13 protein-coding genes and 1 pseudogene are annotated in these 17,974 nt (G+C 73.2%); 9 read left to right on the top strand and 5 right to left on the bottom strand.

Annotation, left to right across the window (positions count from 1 at the left end):
• Positions 1-41 precede the first annotated feature (41 nt).
• The gene (locus tag ABD343_RS24545) at positions 42-284 is read left to right on the top strand and encodes a hypothetical protein (RefSeq protein WP_344531485.1); all 243 of its coding nucleotides are present in this window, start codon (positions 42-44) and stop codon (positions 282-284) included.
• Here ABD343_RS24545 and ABD343_RS24540 read toward each other — a convergent pair.
• The gene (locus tag ABD343_RS24540) at positions 268-1,071 is read right to left on the bottom strand and encodes a site-2 protease family protein (protein WP_344531484.1); all 804 of its coding nucleotides are present in this window, start codon (positions 1,069-1,071) and stop codon (positions 268-270) included. The two genes, ABD343_RS24545 and ABD343_RS24540, sit on opposite strands and share 17 nt — an antisense overlap.
• 18 nt (positions 1,072-1,089) lie before the next feature.
• Positions 1,090-2,061 (bottom strand): annotated as a pseudogene (locus tag ABD343_RS24535) (EamA family transporter).
• Positions 2,062-2,272: 211 nt separating this feature from the next.
• On the opposite strand from ABD343_RS24535, the gene ABD343_RS24530 reads away from it, so the two are divergent.
• The 3 genes from ABD343_RS24530 (at position 2,273) to ABD343_RS24520 (ending at position 5,109) form a co-directional block, all read left to right on the top strand.
• Positions 2,273-3,172 carry a LysR family transcriptional regulator gene (locus ABD343_RS24530; protein ID WP_344531483.1) on the top strand — a complete coding sequence of 300 codons (900 nt, stop codon included), beginning with the start codon at positions 2,273-2,275 and terminating at the stop codon, positions 3,170-3,172.
• 63 nt (positions 3,173-3,235) lie between these two features.
• A complete protein-coding gene (locus ABD343_RS24525; RefSeq protein ID WP_344531482.1) occupies positions 3,236-4,240 on the top strand; it encodes an ATP-binding cassette domain-containing protein in 1,005 nt (334 codons plus the stop codon).
• Positions 4,237-5,109 (top strand): ABC transporter permease, encoded by an 873-nt coding sequence (locus ABD343_RS24520; protein ID WP_344531481.1) that lies wholly within the window; start codon positions 4,237-4,239, stop codon positions 5,107-5,109. The genes ABD343_RS24525 and ABD343_RS24520 overlap by 4 nt, the downstream gene beginning before the upstream one ends.
• 23 nt (positions 5,110-5,132) lie before the next feature.
• Here the strand turns inward: ABD343_RS24520 and ABD343_RS24515 are convergent, their stop codons facing one another.
• On the bottom strand, positions 5,133-8,564 hold the full coding sequence (locus tag ABD343_RS24515; RefSeq protein ID WP_344531480.1) for an AfsR/SARP family transcriptional regulator: 3,432 nt from the start codon (positions 8,562-8,564) through the stop codon (positions 5,133-5,135).
• A 477-nt stretch (positions 8,565-9,041) separates the two neighbouring features.
• On the opposite strand from ABD343_RS24515, the gene ABD343_RS24510 reads away from it, so the two are divergent.
• On the top strand, positions 9,042-9,791 hold the full coding sequence (locus ABD343_RS24510) for an SDR family NAD(P)-dependent oxidoreductase (protein WP_344531479.1): 750 nt from the start codon (positions 9,042-9,044) through the stop codon (positions 9,789-9,791).
• Positions 9,792-9,809: 18 nt separating this feature from the next.
• Here ABD343_RS24510 and panB read toward each other — a convergent pair whose 3' ends face one another.
• Complete coding sequence (gene panB, locus ABD343_RS24505; RefSeq protein WP_344531478.1) at positions 9,810-10,724, bottom strand: 3-methyl-2-oxobutanoate hydroxymethyltransferase; 915 nt, start codon at positions 10,722-10,724, stop codon at positions 9,810-9,812.
• A 165-nt stretch (positions 10,725-10,889) separates the two neighbouring features.
• Between panB and ABD343_RS24500 the strand changes: the two genes are divergently transcribed.
• The 4 genes from ABD343_RS24500 (at position 10,890) to ABD343_RS24485 (ending at position 15,843) form a co-directional block, all read left to right on the top strand.
• The gene (locus tag ABD343_RS24500) at positions 10,890-12,470 is read left to right on the top strand and encodes an MFS transporter (protein WP_425578258.1); all 1,581 of its coding nucleotides are present in this window, start codon (positions 10,890-10,892) and stop codon (positions 12,468-12,470) included.
• Positions 12,467-13,174, top strand: a complete 708-nt coding sequence (locus ABD343_RS24495) for a TetR/AcrR family transcriptional regulator (RefSeq protein WP_344531477.1) — start codon at positions 12,467-12,469, stop codon at positions 13,172-13,174. Before ABD343_RS24500 ends, ABD343_RS24495 begins: the two co-directional genes overlap by 4 nt.
• A 367-nt stretch (positions 13,175-13,541) precedes the next feature.
• Positions 13,542-14,495, top strand: a complete 954-nt coding sequence (locus ABD343_RS24490) for an endonuclease/exonuclease/phosphatase family protein (protein ID WP_425578291.1) — start codon at positions 13,542-13,544, stop codon at positions 14,493-14,495.
• A 151-nt stretch (positions 14,496-14,646) separates the two neighbouring features.
• The gene (locus ABD343_RS24485) at positions 14,647-15,843 is read left to right on the top strand and encodes an MFS transporter (RefSeq protein WP_344531475.1); all 1,197 of its coding nucleotides are present in this window, start codon (positions 14,647-14,649) and stop codon (positions 15,841-15,843) included.
• Positions 15,844-16,100: 257 nt separating this feature from the next.
• Here the strand turns inward: ABD343_RS24485 and ABD343_RS24480 are convergent, their stop codons facing one another.
• The gene (locus ABD343_RS24480; RefSeq protein WP_344531474.1) at positions 16,101-17,852 is read right to left on the bottom strand and encodes an NAD+ synthase; all 1,752 of its coding nucleotides are present in this window, start codon (positions 17,850-17,852) and stop codon (positions 16,101-16,103) included.
• Positions 17,853-17,974: the final 122 nt, after the last annotated feature.

Raw genomic sequence — 17,974 nt, 5'->3', positions numbered from 1 at the left:
GGCGACGCTTCCCCGTACGTCCGACTGGAGAACCCGCCGCCATGTCCGCCGAGCCCTCTTCCTCCCCGGCCCCCGCCGCCCCCTCCCGCGCGCCGCGCGGCCCCCGGGGCCTCGCGCTCTACGCGCTGATCGTCTGTGTGCTCGCCGTGGTCGCCGCGGTCGTCTCGTTCCTGCACGGGAGCTGGCTGGGCGTCGTCTGGATCCTGCTCGCGGGCCTGACCTCGAACATGGCCTGGTACTACCTGAAGAAGTCCCGGATCGCCCGCCTCAGCTCCCCGGAATGAACACGTTCTGCGGCTCGCCCTGCCAGAAGCGGAAGTACTCCTGGCCCCAGTAGGTCTCCAGGTCCGAGACGTCCATGACGCGCAGGATCGCGTCGATGACGTCCCAGAAGACCCCGTTGACCGACGGGATCCACAGGATGCCGAAGACCAGCAGCAGCCCGAAGGGGGCGAGCGGTTCGGCCTGGCGGCGCAGCGCGGGGGAGAGCCACGGCTCGATCACCCCGTAGCCGTCGAGCCCGGGCACGGGCAGGAAGTTGAGGATCGCGGCCGTCACCTGGAGCAGCGCGAGGAACGCGAGGGCGCAGCGGAACGCGACCGGCACGTCGCCCATCGCGTCGAGCCAGAACGGGGCGGTGAGCAGGGCCGCGAACAGCGCGTTGGTCAGCGGGCCCGAGGCCGAGATCAGGCTGTGCTTCCAGCGGCCGTGGATCCGGCCGTGCTCGATGTAGACGGCGCCGCCCGGCAGTCCGATGCCGCCCATGATGACGAAGATCACGGGCAGCACGATCGAGAGCAGCGCGTGCGTGTACTTCAGCGGGTTGAGGGTCAGATAGCCCTTGGCGCCGACGGAGATGTCACCCGCGCGCAGCGCCGTGCGCGCGTGCGCGTACTCGTGAAGGCAGAGCGAGACGATCCAGCCGGAGACGACGAAGAAGAAGACGGCGATGCCCGTGACTTCGGCCCAGCCGGACCAGACGGCCCACCCCGAGATCCCCATCAGCGCGACGAGTCCGAGGAAAACCGGACTGATGCGATGGTGCTCCGGGTGGGGGGAAGTCCTGGTCATGCCGCCTGACCGTACCGGCTAGCGGGGCTGCCTCGCGAACTCCGGGGCTGTGCGCGGCAGCTCGGCGGCGGGCTCCTCGGGTATCCGCTTCCTGGTGAAGCGGCCCGCCAGCGAGACGAGCGTCACGCCGCCGATGAGCAGCGCGGCGGCCGCCCCGTCCAGCGGCGTGATCCCCTCGCCGAGCAGCAGCGCCGCCGACGACATCCCGAACACCGGGACCAGCAGCGAGAACGGGGCCACGGACGAGGCGTCGTGACGGCGCAGCAGCCAGCCCCAGGCGCCGAAGCCGAAGAGGGTGGTGACCCAGGCGACGTAGAGGATCGTGCCGAGGCCGCCCAGGTCGAGGGAGCGCAGCGCGTCGAGGTCCGTCGACGGGCCCTCGAACAGCAGCGAGAGCGCGAGCAGCGGCAGCGGCGGCACGAGGCTCACCCTCCCCCAAGGTCTCGGCTACGCTCGACCAGGGGGCACCCCCATCATCCAGCTCAGCGCGTCCGGCGGCGCGGCCTTGCGGGTCAGCACGTTGGAGACGCCCCACAGCACGGCCGCGCCGACGACCAGCGCGAAGGCGCCGAGCGGGCCCGTCGTGCCCTGCCCGGCGGCGGCCACGGCGATGCCCGCGAGCGCGACGGCCATGCCCGCGATCCGTACGCCGCCGAGCCGCTCGCGCAGCAGCGTCGCGGCGAGTACGGCCGTGAAGACGGCCTGCACCTGGAGGACCAGCGACGACAGTCCGGCGGGCATCCCCTGCCGCATGCCGATGAACAGCAGCCCGAACTTGCCGACGCCCAGCACCAGTCCGACCGCGACGACCCAGCGGAGCGCGACCCGCGGGCGCCGTACGAAGAACACGGCGGGCAGCGCGGCGGCGAGGAAGCGCAGCGCGGAGAAGAGGAGGGGCGGGAAGTGGCGCAGTCCGATCTCGACGACGACGAAGTTGACGCCCCAGACGGCGGCGACGGCGAGGGCGAGCAGGACGTGGGCTGGACGCATGCGGCGATCATCACCGCCCCCGACCGTTCAGCACCAGCGATGATTTCTGCATCATTGGATGCAGCAACGCTACTGTGTTTCTTCGGGGGACGACCCCCGGACCCCCGGCCGGACAAGCAGGTCTGGCGGCGCGTCCGGGAGGGCAGCGCGAGGAAGCCCTGAGCGAACGCAACATCACCGGAGAATCCGGGCTGAAGAACGGGAGTCCCCCATGCTCGATCTCGCCCGGCTCAGGGCCCTGCACGCCGTCGGCACCCACGGCTCGGTCGGCGCCGCGGCCGAGGCCCTCGGCTTCACGCCCTCCGCGATCTCCCAGCAGGTCGCCAAGCTGGAGCGGGAGACCGGCACGACGCTCCTGGAGCGGCGCGGGCGCGGCGTGGCCCTGACGGACGCCGCGCTGATGCTCGTGCGGGCCGCCGAGCAGATGCTCTCCCTCGCCGAGCAGGCCGAGATCGCGCTGGAGGAGCGGCGCGGGCGGCCCGCCGGGCGGCTCACCGTCGCCGCCTTCCCCAGCGCGGCGCGCGGCCTGCTGCCGGGGGTGCTGGCGCGGATCGCCGCCGAGCATCCGCAGCTCGACCTGCGGATGACGGAGGTGGACCCGCACCTGTCCGTGGGGATGGTCGCCCGGGGCGAGGTCGATCTCGCCGTGACGCACGACTGGGACACGGTGCCGCTGCCGTCCCCGGAGGGCCTGCGCCGCACGCCGCTGGGCGAGGACGTGTGCGACATGCTCCTGCCCGAGGGCCACCCGCTGACGGAGCCCGACCGGCCGCTCGTACGGGAGGACCTGGGCGCTGCGCGCTGGGTGTGCCAGCCGCCGGGATCGGTCTGCCACGGGTGGCTGCTGAGCACGCTGCGCGCCGCCGGGCAGGAGCCGGACATCGGCTTCCACGTCGGCGAGTACCAGACGCAGGTCGCCCTCGTCGCGGCCGGACTGGGCGTCGCGCTGCTGCCGCGGCTGGGCCGGGGCGTGCTGCCCGAGGGCGTCGTGCTGCGCCCGCTGACGCCCGCGCCGGTCCGCCGGCTGTACGCCGTGTGGCGCGGCGAGGCGTCCCGCCGCCCCGCGATCGTCGAGGCCGTCGAGGTCCTCCGCGAGGCCGCGCGGCCCTGAGAACAACGGTCTTGTCGGCGGTCTGTAGGCCGTTTGTCGGTGGGGCCTGCGAACCTTGGGGACATGACGCGACAGAAGACGACCACGAACGCCGTGGAGGTCCGCGGACTGGTCAAGCACTTCGGCGAGACCAAGGCCGTCGACGGGATCGACCTCGATGTGCGCGAGGGCACCGTGATGGGTGTCCTCGGGCCGAACGGGGCGGGCAAGACGACGCTGGTCCGGATGCTCTCCACGCTCCTGGTGCCCGACGCGGGCACCGCGACGGTCGCGGGGTACGACGTGGTGCGCCAGCCCCGTCAGCTCCGCCGCACCATAGGCCTCACCGGGCAGTACGCCTCGGTGGACGAGAAGCTGTCCGGTTTCGAGAACCTGTACATGATCGGGCGGCTGCTCGACCTCTCCCGCGCCGAGTCCCGCAAGCGGGCCGACGAGCTGCTGGAGCGGTTCTCGCTGACCGAGGCCGCCAAGAAGCCCGCGAGCCAGTACAGCGGCGGTATGCGCCGCCGTCTGGACCTCGCCGCCTCCATGATCGGCCGCCCCCGGGTGCTGTATCTGGACGAGCCGACGACGGGCCTCGACCCCCGCACCCGCAACGAGGTGTGGGACGAGGTGCAGAACATCGTGGCGGACGGCAACACGGTGCTGCTCACCACGCAGTACATGGAGGAGGCCGAGCAGCTCGCCAGCGAGCTGACGGTGATCGACCGGGGCCGCATCATCGCCGAGGGCCGGGTGCCCGAGCTGAAGGCGAAGGTCGGCGGGCGGACGCTGGAGATCCGCCCCCAGGACCCGGGCGAGCTGACCCGCATGGTCGGCGCCATCGCGCAGGCCGGGCTCGACGGCGTCGCGGGGGCGACGGCGAGCGAGGACGCGGGCGTGGTGAGCGTCCCGATCGTCAGCGACGAGCAGCTCACCGCCGTCGTGGCGCTGCTCGGCGAGCGCGGCTTCAAGATCGCCGACATCGCCACCCACCTGCCCAGCCTGGACGAGGTGTTCCTGGCCCTGACCGGCCAGAAGGCCACCCACCAGGACGACGAGAACGAGATCGAGGAGGTCGCCGCGTGAGCACCACCACCGCTACGGCGCCCCCGTCCCCGGCGGAGTCCGGCCAGGGCGCGGCGCCGGTCAAGCCCGGCGCGGACGAGGGACGGATAGGGCTCCGCGCGAACCTGCGGCACATAGGCGCCCTCGTGCGCCGCAACGCGCTGCAGATCAAGCAGGACCCCGAGTCGATGATGGACGCGCTGCTGATGCCCATCATCTTCACGCTGCTGTTCGTGTTCGTCTTCGGCGGCGCCATCGGCGGCTCCGGCAGCAGCGCGTCCCGCGACCAGTACATCCAGTACCTGATCCCCGGCATGATGGGCATGATGGGCATGTCCATCGCCATGGCCGTCGGCACCGGGATCAACGAGGACTTCCGCAAGGGCGTCATGGACCGCTTCCGGTCGATGCCCATCGCGCGCTCGTCCGTGCTGGTCGCCAAGTCCGTGGTCGAGGTCGCCCGGATGCTCGTCGCCGTGATCGTGCTGCTGACCGTGGGCTTCCTGGTCGGCTTCGACATCAACGGTCACTGGATGGGCATGCTCGGCGCCATCGGCCTGACCGCGCTCTTCGGCGCCTCGCTGCTGTGGATCTTCATCCTGCTCGGCCTCACGATGCGCACGGCCCAGGCCGTCCAGGGCGTCTCGTTCCTGGTGCTGATGCCGATGCAGTTCGGCTCCTCGGTCTTCGTGCCGACGGGCACCATGCCGGGCTGGCTGGAGGCGTTCACGAAGGTCAATCCGCTGACGCACGTGGCGGACTCGGCCCGGGGGCTGATGCTCGGCGAGGGCTCGGTCGGCCGGCCGGTCATGTGGACCGTGGTGTGGGCCGTGGGCCTCACGCTCGCCACGGCGCCGCTCGCCATCGCGAAGTTCCGCAAGAAGACCTGACGGGCCCCGCGTCGTCGGCGTCCTCAGGACTCCCGTGACTCCCGCCGCGTCTGTCCCGTCACCAGGGCGACGGCCTCTTCGAGAGAGAGGCCGCCGCCCTCGGCGTACGCCCGTGCGAACTCCTCCTCGCTCAATACCGCCCGCACGCCCTCCTCGGCGGCCGTCCGGGACTCGCGCTCGACGGGATGCGGGAAGTGCCCCTCCGGCAGCGGGGTCAGTCCGTCGTAGGCGCCCAGCAGCCGGGCCGCCGTCGGGCCGTCCCCGAGGGGCGCCAGCGACCGTACGGCCGTGAGGATCTGGGCGAGGACGAGATGCGGCGCGATGGCCTCCGTGAGGACGTTGCCGCTCTTGCCGAGCGCCTCACGCACCCGCCACAGCGCCTCCTCCCACGTCCCGTCCAGGCAGTACGTCCAGGCGATCACGCCCTGGAACATGCCCGCGAACAGCTCGGGCGCCCGCTGCTCGAAGTCCTGCTCCAGCGGCTCCAGAAGCTCCCGCGCCCGCCGCGTCCTGCCCTGGCGGCCGAGGCGCATCGCGAGATGGAACGCGGCGAAGTTGAGCCCGTCGCCGCCCGCGCGCTCGGACTGCTCGAAGGACTCCCACAGCAGCCGGTCGCCCTCGGCGCCCTGCTCCGGGTCGTCCGTCTCCACCAGCACGCCGCCCAGCCGGGACTTGAGCATCCACACCTGGGCGTGCGCCCCGAGCCGCTCGGCGAGCGTGATGGCCCGCCGGTAGTCCTCCGCCGCGCGCTCGTACTCCCCGCTCGCGCAGTACGCCTCGGCCCGGCTGCCCAGCGCCTCGCTCTCGCCCCAGGCGTCACCGAGCCGTACGAACAGCTCCAGCGCCTCCTCCGCGTCCCGGCCCGACTGCTCCCGGCTCTCCGGGCGGTCGCTGGTGATCTTGGACCGGAGCTGGAGGGCGAACGCCAGCTCCCACTCGTAGCCCAGCGAGCGGCAGCCCTCGACCATCGCGTCGGTCAGCTCCGTCAGCTTCTCGAAGCGGCCGTCCATCATCCACGCGAAGGTCCACATACAGCCGGGAAGGCGGCAGGTCTGGGGCATGCCCGGGGTGTAGACCTCCGTGACGTTGCGCAGTTCGTCGCGCTTGTCGAACGACCCGAGCGCGGAGCCCTCGAAGTTGTCGGCCAGCCCCATCAGCCGCACCCCGCGCCGGGCCTCGGCCAGCAGTTCCTCGCTCATCGGCGGCGGCGCGTCCGCGTGGTGCTCGTACACGGGCGGCGCGGGCGTCACGGGCGAGGCGAACGGCTCGGGGCCCAGCGCGGAGACGGCGTCCGCCCAGGCCCGCGCGTCCGCCCTGTGGTCGCGCAGGTGCCAGAACCAGCCCATGCACAGCGTCATGCAGAGCGCTTCCTGCTCCTCGCCCGCGGCGACGGCGCGGCGCAGGGCCGTACGGATGTTGTCGTGCTCCCGCTCCAGCCGCTCCAGCCACTCGGACTGCCGGGGGCCGCGCAGCAACGGGTCGGCGGCACGGGCGAGTTCGCGGTACGCCACGAGGTGCGCCCGCTCGGCGGCCTCCCGCTCGCCGGGCACGGCGTCCAGCTTCTCCGACGCGTACTCCCCGACGGTCTCCAGCAGCCGGTAGCGCATCACGCGCGCCCCGCCGGCCGGGTCCGCCGGGTCGTCCTCGGGTACGGCCACGACGAGCGACTTGTCGACAAGTGACCCCAACAGGGCCGCGGTGTCCCCGGGGAGAGCGCCGGGCTGCGTGCCGGGCTGGTCGCCGGACTGTGGGTGGGGCCGTGCGGCGGGGAGGCCGGCGCACACCTCCTCGGCCTGCTCCAGCTCGCAGCCGCCGGAGAACACCGACAGCCGCCGCAGCACCGCCCGTTCGCCCTCGTCCAGCAGCTCCCAGGACCAGTCCACGACCGCGTGCAGTGTCTGCTGGCGCGGCAGCACGGTGCGGCTCCCGCTGGTCAGCAGCCGGAAACGGTCGTCGAGCCGGTCGGCGAGCTGGCGCGGTGTCAGTGAGCGCAGCCGGGCCGCCGCCAGCTCGATCGCGAGCGGCAGCCCGTCGAGGCGGCGGCAGATCTCCGCGCACGCCTCCGGGTCGTCCTCGACGCGGAACCCGGGCCTGGCCGAGGCCCCGCGGTCCGCGAGCAGCCGCAGCGCCATCGGGTCCGGCAGCGGCTCCACGGGGCGCACGACCTCGCCGGGCACGCCCAGCGGCTCGCGGCTGGTCGCGAGCACGGTCACGCCGGGGCACTCCAGGAGCAGCGTCTCCGCGACCCGCGCGGCCTCCTCGATGAGGTGCTCGCAGTTGTCGAGGACGATCAGCATGTCGCGCGCGGCACAGCGCTCGGCCAACTGCGCGAGCGGGTCGTGCGCGTGCGGATCGGTGGCGGCCTGCAGCTCCTCGGCGGCGGACGAGCGGATCACGGTCTCCCGGCCGCCGAGCGCGGTCAGCACGGCCTCGGCGGTGTGCTCGGCCGCCCGTACGGGCGCGAGTTCGGCGACCCACACGCCGTCGCTCCAGCGGTCGCCGCCCGACTGGGCCCGGTCGGCGGCCTCCTGCGAGAGCCGCGTCTTCCCGGTGCCGCCGGGGCCGGTCAGCGTGACGAGCCGGGCGTCGCCCAGCGCGCGGCCGAGCGCCGCGATCTCCTCGCCGCGCCCGACGAACGAGGTCAGCCGCCCCCGCAGGTTGCCGCGGGCGCGAGCCGACGGCGCCGGAGCCGCGGGCTCCGGCGCCGGTGGTCGCGGGTCGTCGGCGCGCAGCAGCTCCGTGTGCAGGGCGCGCAGCCGGGGCCCGGGATCGACCCCGAGACGGTCGGCCACCAGGGCCCGGACCTCCTCGTACGCGGCGAGCGCCTCGGCCGGGCGCCCCGCGTCGCGCAGCGCCCGCAGCCGCAGCTCCTGGAGCGGCTCGTCCAGCGGATGCTCGGCCGCGAGCGCCCGTACGGCCGGGAGCACCGACTCCGCTCGGCCCAGCGCGAGCGCCGCGTCGAACCGGTCGCGGCGCGCGGCCAGGTGCCGGGCCCCGGTGCGTACGGCCGTGGCGCCGCCGCTGTCCGGCAGGTCGCTCAGCGCGGGGCCCCGCCACAGCGCGAGCGCGTCGTCGAGCAGCGCCGCGGCCTTCTCCGGGTCGCCGTCGGCGAGCGCGTGCGCGCCCTCGTCGGCGAGCCGCTCGAAGCGGAAGAGGTCGATGTCGTCGGGGTCGGCGGCCAGTTGGTAGCCCCCGCCGTCGTGCGAGGTGACGGCCTCCTTGCCGAGGGCCCGGCGCAGCCGGCCCACCAGCGCCTGGACCGCCGCGGTCTCGTCGGCGGGCACGTCCCCGTCCGCCCACACCTGGGCGGCCAGTTCGCCGGTGCCGACGGTACGGCCGCCCGCGGCCGCGAGGGCCGTCAGGAGGGCGCGCAGGCGGGCGCCGCCGACGGGTACGGCGGTGCCGTCCTCGCGGGTGACCCGCGTGGCTCCCAGAACGCGATATCGATACCCCACCCCCTCATCTTGCCAGCCCCTCCGGGAGGCACCGCCGTCCCTTTCCCCCGGCCCCTCGGAGGGCCCGCGCCCCCAACGGAGCAGGCCCCTGCCTCTCCCTCCCGCTACGCATGGAAGGCCCGCACGCCCCGGCAGGGGGCAGGCCCCTGCTTCTCCCCGCTTCGCTTGGGAGGTCTGCGCGTGGGGGCGCCCCCTGCTCGAAGAGCTTGGGGGAGCAGGGCTGGCAAGCGCAGCCCCTTTCGCCGGGTGCCCCGCGAGGAGGGCTGGGTACGGGGTGCCCCGTGCCGTGCTTCGCAGGCTGCGGCTGCGCCGTGGCCGCTCGCGCAGTTCCCCGCGCCCCTGAGGGGCAAGCCCCGGTGTGTTGTGACCGGTCGCGCCCGCGCGGCGGAGCCGCAGATCGAAGACAGGCCCGCGCCCCTGAGGGGGCAAGCCCCGAAGTCTTGAACCGGCGCGCTCGGGGGGATCTACGATCTTGGGATGGAGCTTGAGGGGAAGTCGTGTGTGGTCACGGGCGCGGCCAGTGGGATCGGGCGGGCGACCGTGGAGTTGTTCGTGCGGCTCGGCGCACGCGTGACGGCCGCCGACAGGGACGGCGCAAAGCTGGCGGCAGCCGTGGTGGCGGGGCACGGCGTCGCGACCGTAGTGGGCGACGTGTCCGACGCCGACGACGCCCGCCGCATGATCGAGGCGGGCACCGAACACGGCGGCGGACTGGACGTGCTCGTGGCCAACGCGGGCATCATCCCGCTCGGGGACGTCCGCGAGACCACCCCCGAGGCCTGGGACGAGGTCATGGGGATCGACGGCCGCGGCATGTTCCTGACCTGCAAGTACGCCATCGAGGAGATGACCCGGAACGGGAAGGGCGGGTCCGTGGTGTGTCTGTCGTCGATCTCGGGGCTCGCGGGCCAGTCCCGCCAGGCGGCGTACGGGCCCGCGAAGTTCGTCGCGACGGGCCTCACCAAGCACCTGGCCGTCGAGTGGGCGGCGCACGGCATCCGCGTCAACGCGGTCGCGCCCGGCACGATCCGTACCGAGCGCGTGGCCGCGCTGCGCGACGAGCCCGGCGGCGCGGAGTACCTGGAGACGATGGCCGGGGCGCACCCCATGGGCCGGCTGGGCGAGCCGGAGGAGGTGGCCCGGGCCATCGCGTTCCTGGCGTCGGACGCCGCGTCGTTCGTCACGGGTGCCGTGCTGCCCGTGGACGGGGGCTATCTGGCCCAGTGAACCCGGGACAGCCGGCCGTCAGTTGACGGTGTGCTCCGGCGCCGGGAACGTGCCGCCCACGACCTCGTCCGCGAACGCGCTCGCCGCCTCGGAGAGGGACGCGCGCAGGTTCGCGTACTGCTTGACGAAGCGGGGCAGCTTGCCCGGCGTGAGCCCCGCCATGTCCGTCCAGACGAGGACCTGCGCGTCGCACCCGGCGCCCGCGCCGATGCCGACCGTGGGGATGTGCAGGGAGCGGGTGACCTCGGCGGCGACCTCGCCCGGCACCAGTTCGAGGACCACCGCGAAGGCGCCCGCGTCCTGGACGGCCTTGGCGTCCCGCAGGAGCTGGTGCGCGGCCTCCTCGCCCCGGCCCTGCACCCGGTAGCCCATCGCGTGCACGGACTGCGGGGTCAGGCCGATGTGGGCCATGACGGGGATGCCCGACCGTACGAGCAGGTCGATCTGGTCGGCCGAGCGCTCGCCGCCCTCCAGCTTCACGGCCCCCGCCCCGGCCTCCTTCACGAGCCGGGTGGAGCTGCGGAGGGCCTGCACGGCGCCCTCCTGGTACGAGCCGAAGGGCAGGTCGGCGACGACGAGGGAGCGCTTGGTGCCCCGTACGACGGCGGCCGTGAGCATCGTGATCTCGTCCATGGTGACGGGGACCGTCGTCTCGTAGCCGAGGTGGCAGTTGCCCATCGAGTCGCCGACGAGGAGCACGGGGATGCCGGACTCGTCGAAGACGGAGGCGGTCATGGCGTCGTAGGCGGTGAGCATGGGCCACTTCTCGCCGCGCTCCTTGGCCCGTGCGAGATCGCGCACCGTCACCCGGCGGTTGCGTTTCCCGCCGTAGAGGGCGAGGGGCTGCTTCTGGTCCTGCTCCGACGGCTGGGAGCCCTGGGGCTCCTGGGGGCCGGTCTGATTCTGGGCATGCTGCCGCGACTGCTGCTGCATAGCGGAATGCTCCTGTTGTCACGTCTCGAAGCGCCCTGATGGCGTCTCCGGATCCATGGCCCATGCTGGCACGTCGCCCTGGCGCGCGGTAGGGCCGCAGGGCTTTGGGGATTCTTTATTCGATACGGAACGGTGCCGTATCGAAAGTCGGCTACGCTCCCCGGCATGACCATGAGTACCTCGGGACATCCCCGCCGCCGGCCGATACTCGCCGCGCTGATGCTCGGCGTGATGATCGTCGTGCTGGACAACTCGATCCTGAACGTCGCCATGAGGGTGATGTCCCGGCCCGCGCCCACCGGGCTGGGGGCCACCCAGGGCGAGCTGGAGTGGGCCGTGAACTCCTACACGCTCGTCTTCGCCGGGCTCCTGTTCACCGCCGGACTGCTCGGCGACCGGTTCGGCCGCAAGAAGGCGCTGCTGGCCGGGCTCCTCGTCTTCGGCGCCGGGTCGGCGCTCGCCGCGGCCTCCTCCGGGCCCGGCGAACTCATCGCCTGGCGTGCCCTGATGGGCGTCGGCGGCGCGTTCGTGATGCCCGCGACGCTCGCCGTCGTGATGAACGTCTTCCCGCGCGAGGAGCAGCCCAGGGCCATCGGCATCTGGGCGGGCGGCGTCGGGCTCGCCGTCGCTGCCGGGCCCATCACCGGCGGCCTGCTGCTCCAGCACTTCTGGTGGGGCTCGGTCTTCCTCGTCAACGTGCCCCTCGCGCTCGTCGCCCTCGTCGCCGTGACGGTGCTGGTCCCGGACTCGCGCGACCCCTCGCCCGGGCGGCTCGACCCGGTCGGCGTGCCGCTCTCCTTCGCCGGGCTCGTGCTGCTCGTCTACGGGATCATCGAGGGCGGGCGGCTCGCCGACTTCACCGACCCCGAGGTGGTCGCGACGGCGGGCGGCGGGGCGCTGGTCCTCACCGCGTTCGTGCTCTACGAGCGCCGCGCCGCGGCCCCGGCCCTGGACACGCGGTGGTTCCGGAATCCGGCCTTCTCCGCCGCCGTCGCCGCCATCGCGTTCGTCTTCTTCGCGCTGATGGGCGCGACCTTCTTCTCCGCCTTCTACCTCCAGAGCGTGCGCGGCTGCTCGCCGCTGGAGACGGGGCTGCTGATGGTGCCGCTGGCCGTCGCGCAGATGATCTTCGCGCCGCGCGCGCGGCGGGTGGTGGCCCGCTTCGGTGCCAGGGCCGTCTGCGCGACGGGCCTGGCGGGGGTCGCCGTCGGGATGTGGGCCGTGGTACTGCTCGACGAGACGACGCCGTTGTGGGTGCTGGAGGTCATCTTCTTCGTGCAGGGCACGGCGATGGCGCACGTCATGCCGCCCGCCACCGTCTCGGTCATGCAGTCCCTGCCCGTCGAGAAGGCGGGCTCGGGCTCGGCCGTCAACAACACGTTCCGGCAGGTCGGCAGCGCCCTCGGGGTGGCCGTCCTGGGCTCGCTGCTCTCGGCCCGCTACCGCGCGGGCGTCGAGGACGACCTCGCCGTGCTGCCCGAGAGTGCGCGGCACGCGGCGGGGGAGTCGATCGAGGCCACGCTCGGCGCGGCCCAACGGCTCGGCCCCGCCGGGCGGGCCCTCGTGGACCCGGCGAAGGCCGCGTTCGTCGACGCCATGCACGTCACCGTCCTCGCGGCGGGCACAATCGCCCTCATGGGCGCGGCCGTCGTCGCCGTCTGGCTGCCCGGCAGGCCCGCCGCCGCCCCGGAGGAGACCCGGGAGGTGAGCGACGAGGACGAGGAAGAAGTGGGAGCACGGCGGTGACCGGAACCGGCACGACGCAGAACGAGGACCCGGGTACGGACGCGGGCCCGGGCCCGGGCGAGGACCTGGCCCCGGGCGAGGACGCGGGCCCGGGCGGGCGGCGGGGTCAGGAGGCGCCCGCGCGGCGGGGGCGGCCGCGCAGCGAGGCCGTGGAGCGCGCCATCGTCGACGCCGTGCTGCACCTCCTGGAGGAGGGCGCCTCCCTCGACGCGCTCACCGTCGAGGGCATCGCGCGTACCGCGGGCGTCGGCAAGGCCGCCGTCTACCGCCGCTGGTCCGGCAAGGACGAGCTGCTGCTGGGGGTGCTGCGCGAGCTGGAGGAACCCCCGTTCGACGGGCCCACCGACGGGCCCGTACGCGAGATCCTCGTCGCCGTCCTGGAATGGCAGCGCCGGATGTCCCTCGCCAAGCACGAGTCGGCGCTGCTGCGCGCGATGACCGGCCACATCAAGAGCCACCCCCGGCTGTGGGAGCAGTACCACGACACCGTGGTCAAGGCCCGCCGCGAGATGCTCCAGGCCGTGCTGCGGCGCGGCGTGGAGTCCGGCGAGCTGCGGGACGACCTCGACCTCTCCGTGCTCGCCGACCTGATCACCGGGCCGCTGCTCGTCCGTATCGTGCTGCGCCCCTGGGAGGACGTCCCCGAGGAGCTGCCCCGCGAGCTGGTGGACGGGGTGCTGGAGGGCGTACGGCGCCGGGAGTGACGTCGGATGCGCGCCCGGTGTGAGAAGGCCTACGCCTCTCCCGGGAACCGGCGGTGACCGGAAATCCGACCCCCACCAGCCGGAACCTGGCACGGCTCCTCGCACGTCCCACATCCCGTACGGGTTCACTGCGAACCGCAGCACACCCGAACGATTCCAGACGAGCGGGGCACGGCTCGGCGATTCCGTCATCTCTCGTGACCGGTTTTTCCTGATATCCCCCGCTGTCGCCTATCGTTCAACGGGCACCAGCACAGGCAAGTGAGGACGGCGGATGGCGCGCGTGTACACCCCGGAGGCCCACCACTCGGCGGACGCCGGCGACCGGGAGCGGGGAGGCCTCCTGTCGAGGCGCTCCGGCGGCCGGATGCGCGGGGTCTTCGGCCGCTGGGGCGGCGAGGGGATGTGGCGCCGGGGCTGGGTGCTCGCCGGGTGCGCGGTGCTCCTCGCGCTGGCCTTCCTGCTGCACGCGGAGATCCCCAACTCCATCGGCAACCTCGGCTCGCTCTGGGAGACCTTCCTCCCCTGGGGCGGCGTCCTCGTCGTCGTCCTGCTCGTCCTGGCCGTGCTGCGGCGCTCCGCCACGGCGCTGATCGCGCTGCTGCTCCCCGCCCTGGTCTGGGTCAACCTCTTCGGCGGGCTGCTCACCGACAAGACCGGCGGGAACGGCGACCTCACCGTCGTCACGCACAACGTCAACGCGGAGAACCCGGACCCCGCCGGCACCGCCCGCGACCTGGCCGGGAGCGGCGCCGACATCATCGCGCTGGAGGAGGTCGCGGGGGAGCAGAAGGCGACGTACGAGAAGGGGCTCGACGCCTCGCACCCGCACCACAAGGTCACCGGCACGGTCGGGATCTGGAGCAAGTACCCGATGAAGGACGTGCGGCCCGTCGACATCAAGATGGGCTGGCCGCGCGCCATGCGGGCCACCGTCGAGACGCCCAAGGGCGATGTCGCCGTCTACGCCGCGCACCTGCCGTCCGTCCGCGTCCAGTTCCGCGCGGGCTTCACGGCCGAGCAGCGCGACGGCAGCGCGCAGGCCCTCGGCGAGGCCATCTCGCGCGACAGGACCGGCAAGGTGATCCTCCTCGGCGACCTCAACGGGACCATGAACGACCGCGCGCTCGCGCCCATCACCTCCCAGATGCGCTCGGCGCAGGGCGCGGCGGGCGACGGCTTCGGCTTCAGTTGGCCCGCCTCGTCGCCCATGGCGCGGATCGACCAGATCATGACCAAGAACGCCGACCCCGTCTCGGCCTGGACCCTCTCCTCCACGGGCAGCGACCACCTGCCGGTCGCCGCCTCGCTGGACCTCTGAGCCCGCTGAGCTTTTCCTTTTGCGTGGGGGAACAGAGGGCTGCGAGACTTTGTTCTCGTTGAGAACTTATCGCTGAGGCACCGTCGCCTCGCGCCTCGCCTCTCCTCTCCTCTGCCCTCCCTCCCGTACGCGGAAAGGTCCACGCTGCCCCATGCCCATAGCCCTGCTCGCCCTGGCCGTCAGCGCGTTCGGCATCGGCACCACGGAGTTCGTGATGATGGGGCTCCTCCCCAACGTCGCCGACGACCTCGGCACCTCCGTGCCGACCGCCGGCTACCTCGTCTCCGCCTACGCCCTCGGCGTCGTCATCGGCGCCCCGCTGCTCACCGCCTTCGGCGCCCGCGTCCCGCGCAAGCGGATGCTCCTGCTGCTGATGGGCCTCTTCACCGTCGGCAACCTCGCCACGGCCCTCGCCCCCGGCTTCGGCACGCTGCTCGTCGGGCGCGTGCTCGCGGGGCTGCCGCACGGCGCGTTCTTCGGCGTCGGCGCCGTCGTCGCCACCCGGCTCGTGAAGGAGGGCCGCTCGGCCCGGGCCGTCGCCACGATGTTCCTCGGCCTGACCGTCGCCAACGTCGTGGGCGTACCGGCGGCCACCGCGCTCGGGCAGCAGCTCGGCTGGCGCGCCACGTTCCTCGTCGTGACCGGCATCGGGCTGGTCGCCATCGCCTCGCTCGCGGCGCTGATCCCGCAGGTCCCCGCCGAGGGGCAGGCGGGCGTACGCCACGAGATCCGGGCCCTCGGCAACCGGCAGGTCCTGCTCGGGCTGCTCACCGCCGTCTTCGGCTTCGCCGGGATCTTCGCGGTCTACAGCTACCTCGCCTCGATGATGACCAAGGTCACCGGCTTCTCGGAGTCCTCGGTCACGATCGTCCTCGCGCTCTTCGGCGTCGGCATGACGCTGGGCACACTCCTCGCCGGGCCGCTGACCGACCGGGCCCCGCGCTACACGCTCTACGGCGGCCTCGGCGGGCTCGCCGTGATGCTGGTCCTCTTCCACTTCGCGGCCCAGGCGAAGTGGGCCTCGCTCGTGATGGTCGTCGTCCTCGGCGCGACCGGGTTCCTCATCACCACGCCGATCCAGATGCTGGTGATGCGGGCCGCCTCGCACGCGCCGACCCTCGCCTCGGCCTCCAACCAGTCGGCGTTCAACCTCGCGAACGCGGGCGGCGCGTGGATCGGCGGCGTCGTGATCGCCGCCGGCTGGGGCTGGACGTCGCCGACGCTGGTGGGCGCGGGCCTGGCCCTACTGGGCCTCTTGATCGCCGTACTGGCGGGACGCGCCGAGAAGGCCGAGTCCCGCGTTGTCGCGAGGTCCACCATGAAGGCGGACGCGCCGATGTCGAGCTGAGCCGTTCAGGGGCGCGGGGAACTGCGCGACCGGCCCCGACGCGGGCGGCACCCCGCGACGCGCGGGACGGGGCAGCCCCTTCCCGGCCGCCGGGTCCGGGCTGCCCCGTCCGGTGCCGGGCCGTCCGCGGCTCTGGCCCCGGCTCGGCGCGCAGTTCCCCGCGCCCCTGAAGCAGCCCCTTCGGGGCGCTTCAGGGGCGCTCACGTGATGCCCCGTGAGGGGCAGAACCGATATCGGGCGCCGGCGAAGCGCAGCGATCAGCTCTCGCGCCAGGCGCTGGTGATCGGGAGGCGGCGGTCCTTGCCGAAGCCCTTGGGGGAGATCTTCGTGCCCGGCGGGTACTGGCGGCGCTTGTACTCCGCGCGGTCCGTCATCGCGAGGATGCGGTGGACGGTCGCCGCGTCGAAGCCCTCGGCGATGATCTCCGCGGCCCCGAGGTCGCGGTCGACGTACCGCTTCAGGACGCGGTCCAGCACGTCGTAGTCCGGCAGGGAGTCCGTGTCGACCTGGCCGGGCCGCAGCTCGGCGCTCGGCGGCTTGGTGATCGAGCTCTCCGGGATGGGCGGGGTGTGGCCGCGCTCGGCGGCGGCGCGGTTGCGCCACTTCGCGAGGCGGAACACGTACGTCTTGTAGACGTCCTTGATCGGGCCGTACGCGCCGACCGAGTCGCCGTACAGCGTCGAGTAGCCCACCGCCAGCTCGGACTTGTTGCCCGGCGCGAGGACGATGTGGCCCTCCTGGTTGGAGACGGCCATCAGCAGCGTGCCGCGCAGCCGGGACTGGAGGTTCTCCTCGGCGAGCCCGGTCAGGCCGAGTGACTCCATGTACGCGTCGAACATCGGGCCGATCGGCACGCTGCGCAGATGCAGGCCCGTGCGCACGGCCAGCTCGGCGGCGTCGTCCTTGGAGTGCTCGGAGGAGTACCGGGACGGCATCGAGATGCCGTACACGTTCTCCGCGCCGAGCGCGTCGCAGGCCAGGGCCGCGGTGAGGGCCGAGTCGATGCCGCCGGAGAGGCCGATGAGGACCGAGCGGAAACCGTTCTTCGCGGCGTAGGCCCGCAGGCCGACGACGAGCGCGGTGTAGATCTCCTCGTCGTCCTCCAGACGGGGCGCCTCGCTGCCGGTGACCTCCGGCTCGTACGGGGCGAGGGGCTCGGCGGAGACGACCCGGCGCTCGATCCGCAGGCCGTCGTCCACCACGCCGGTGACCGGCTCGGCGGCAGCGGCGGGGAGGTCCAGGTCGAGGACGACGCAGCCCTGCTCGAACTGCGGGGCGCGGGCGATCACGCCGCCGTCGCGGTCGACGACGATCGAGTCGCCGTCGAAGACCAGCTCGTCCTGGCCGCCGATCATCGCCAGATACGCGGTGGTGCAGCCCGCCTCCTGGGCCCGCTTGCGGACGAGGTCGAGGCGGGTGTCGTCCTTGTCCCGCTCGTACGGCGAGGCGTTGATGCTCAGCAGCAGGCCCGCGCCCGCGCTGCGCGCCGCCGGGACCCGGCCGCCGTCCTGCCACAGGTCCTCGCAGATCGCGAGCGCGACATCGACGCCGTGGACGCGGATCACGGGCATGGTGTCGCCCGGGACGAAATAGCGGAACTCGTCGAACACGCCGTAGTTCGGCAGGTGGTGCTTGGCGAAGGTCAGCACGACCTCGCCGCGGTGCAGCACCGCCGCCGCGTTCTGCGGGGCGCCCGCGGGCTGTCCGTAACGCGGCTGGGCCTGCTCGCAGCGGTCCAGATAGCCGACGACGACGGGCACCTCGCCGAAGCCCTCCTCCGCGAGCCGCCCCGCCAGCGACCGCAGCGACGCACGGCTCGCCTCCACGAAGGACGCCCGCAGCGCCAGGTCCTCGACCGGATACCCGGTCAGCATCATCTCGGGGAACGCGACGAGATGCGCCCCCTGCTCGACGGAGTGCCGCGTCCAGCGCAGGACGGACTCGGCATTCCCCTCCAGGTCACCGACGGTGGAGTCGATCTGATTCAGGGCGAGACGTAGTTGAGCCACGCTGTCGAGTGTACGGGGGTAATCGTCGCACTGACACGATGGGCGGCCCCGGTCTCCGGCCCCCGGCCCAGGCCCGGGACAAGAGGCGGGCAACCGCCCGGCAACCGCGTGCCAAGCGCCCG

This window comes from Streptomyces albiaxialis (genome assembly GCF_039530985.1).
In the GTDB taxonomy this organism is placed as follows: Bacteria; Actinomycetota; Actinomycetes; order Streptomycetales; family Streptomycetaceae; genus Streptomyces; species Streptomyces albiaxialis.
This window is presented reverse-complemented; position numbering and strand designations above follow the sequence as displayed.

What these genes read in the sequence shown, in the direction of transcription:
- ABD343_RS24530 (WP_344531483.1), top strand. Translation starts at nt 2,273, where the DNA reads ATGCTCGATCTCGCCCGGCTCAGGGCCCTGCACGCCGTCGGCACCCAC.
- panB (WP_344531478.1), bottom strand. Translation starts at nt 10,724, where the DNA reads ATGCAGCAGCAGTCGCGGCAGCATGCCCAGAATCAGACCGGCCCCCAG.
- ABD343_RS24510 (WP_344531479.1), top strand. Translation starts at nt 9,042, where the DNA reads ATGGAGCTTGAGGGGAAGTCGTGTGTGGTCACGGGCGCGGCCAGTGGG.
- ABD343_RS24525 (WP_344531482.1), top strand. Translation starts at nt 3,236, where the DNA reads ATGACGCGACAGAAGACGACCACGAACGCCGTGGAGGTCCGCGGACTG.
- ABD343_RS24540 (WP_344531484.1), bottom strand. Translation starts at nt 1,071, where the DNA reads ATGACCAGGACTTCCCCCCACCCGGAGCACCATCGCATCAGTCCGGTT.
- ABD343_RS24490 (WP_425578291.1), top strand. Translation starts at nt 13,542, where the DNA reads ATGCGCGGGGTCTTCGGCCGCTGGGGCGGCGAGGGGATGTGGCGCCGG.
- ABD343_RS24500 (WP_425578258.1), top strand. Translation starts at nt 10,890, where the DNA reads ATGACCATGAGTACCTCGGGACATCCCCGCCGCCGGCCGATACTCGCC.
- ABD343_RS24545 (WP_344531485.1), top strand. Translation starts at nt 42, where the DNA reads ATGTCCGCCGAGCCCTCTTCCTCCCCGGCCCCCGCCGCCCCCTCCCGC.
- ABD343_RS24485 (WP_344531475.1), top strand. Translation starts at nt 14,647, where the DNA reads ATGCCCATAGCCCTGCTCGCCCTGGCCGTCAGCGCGTTCGGCATCGGC.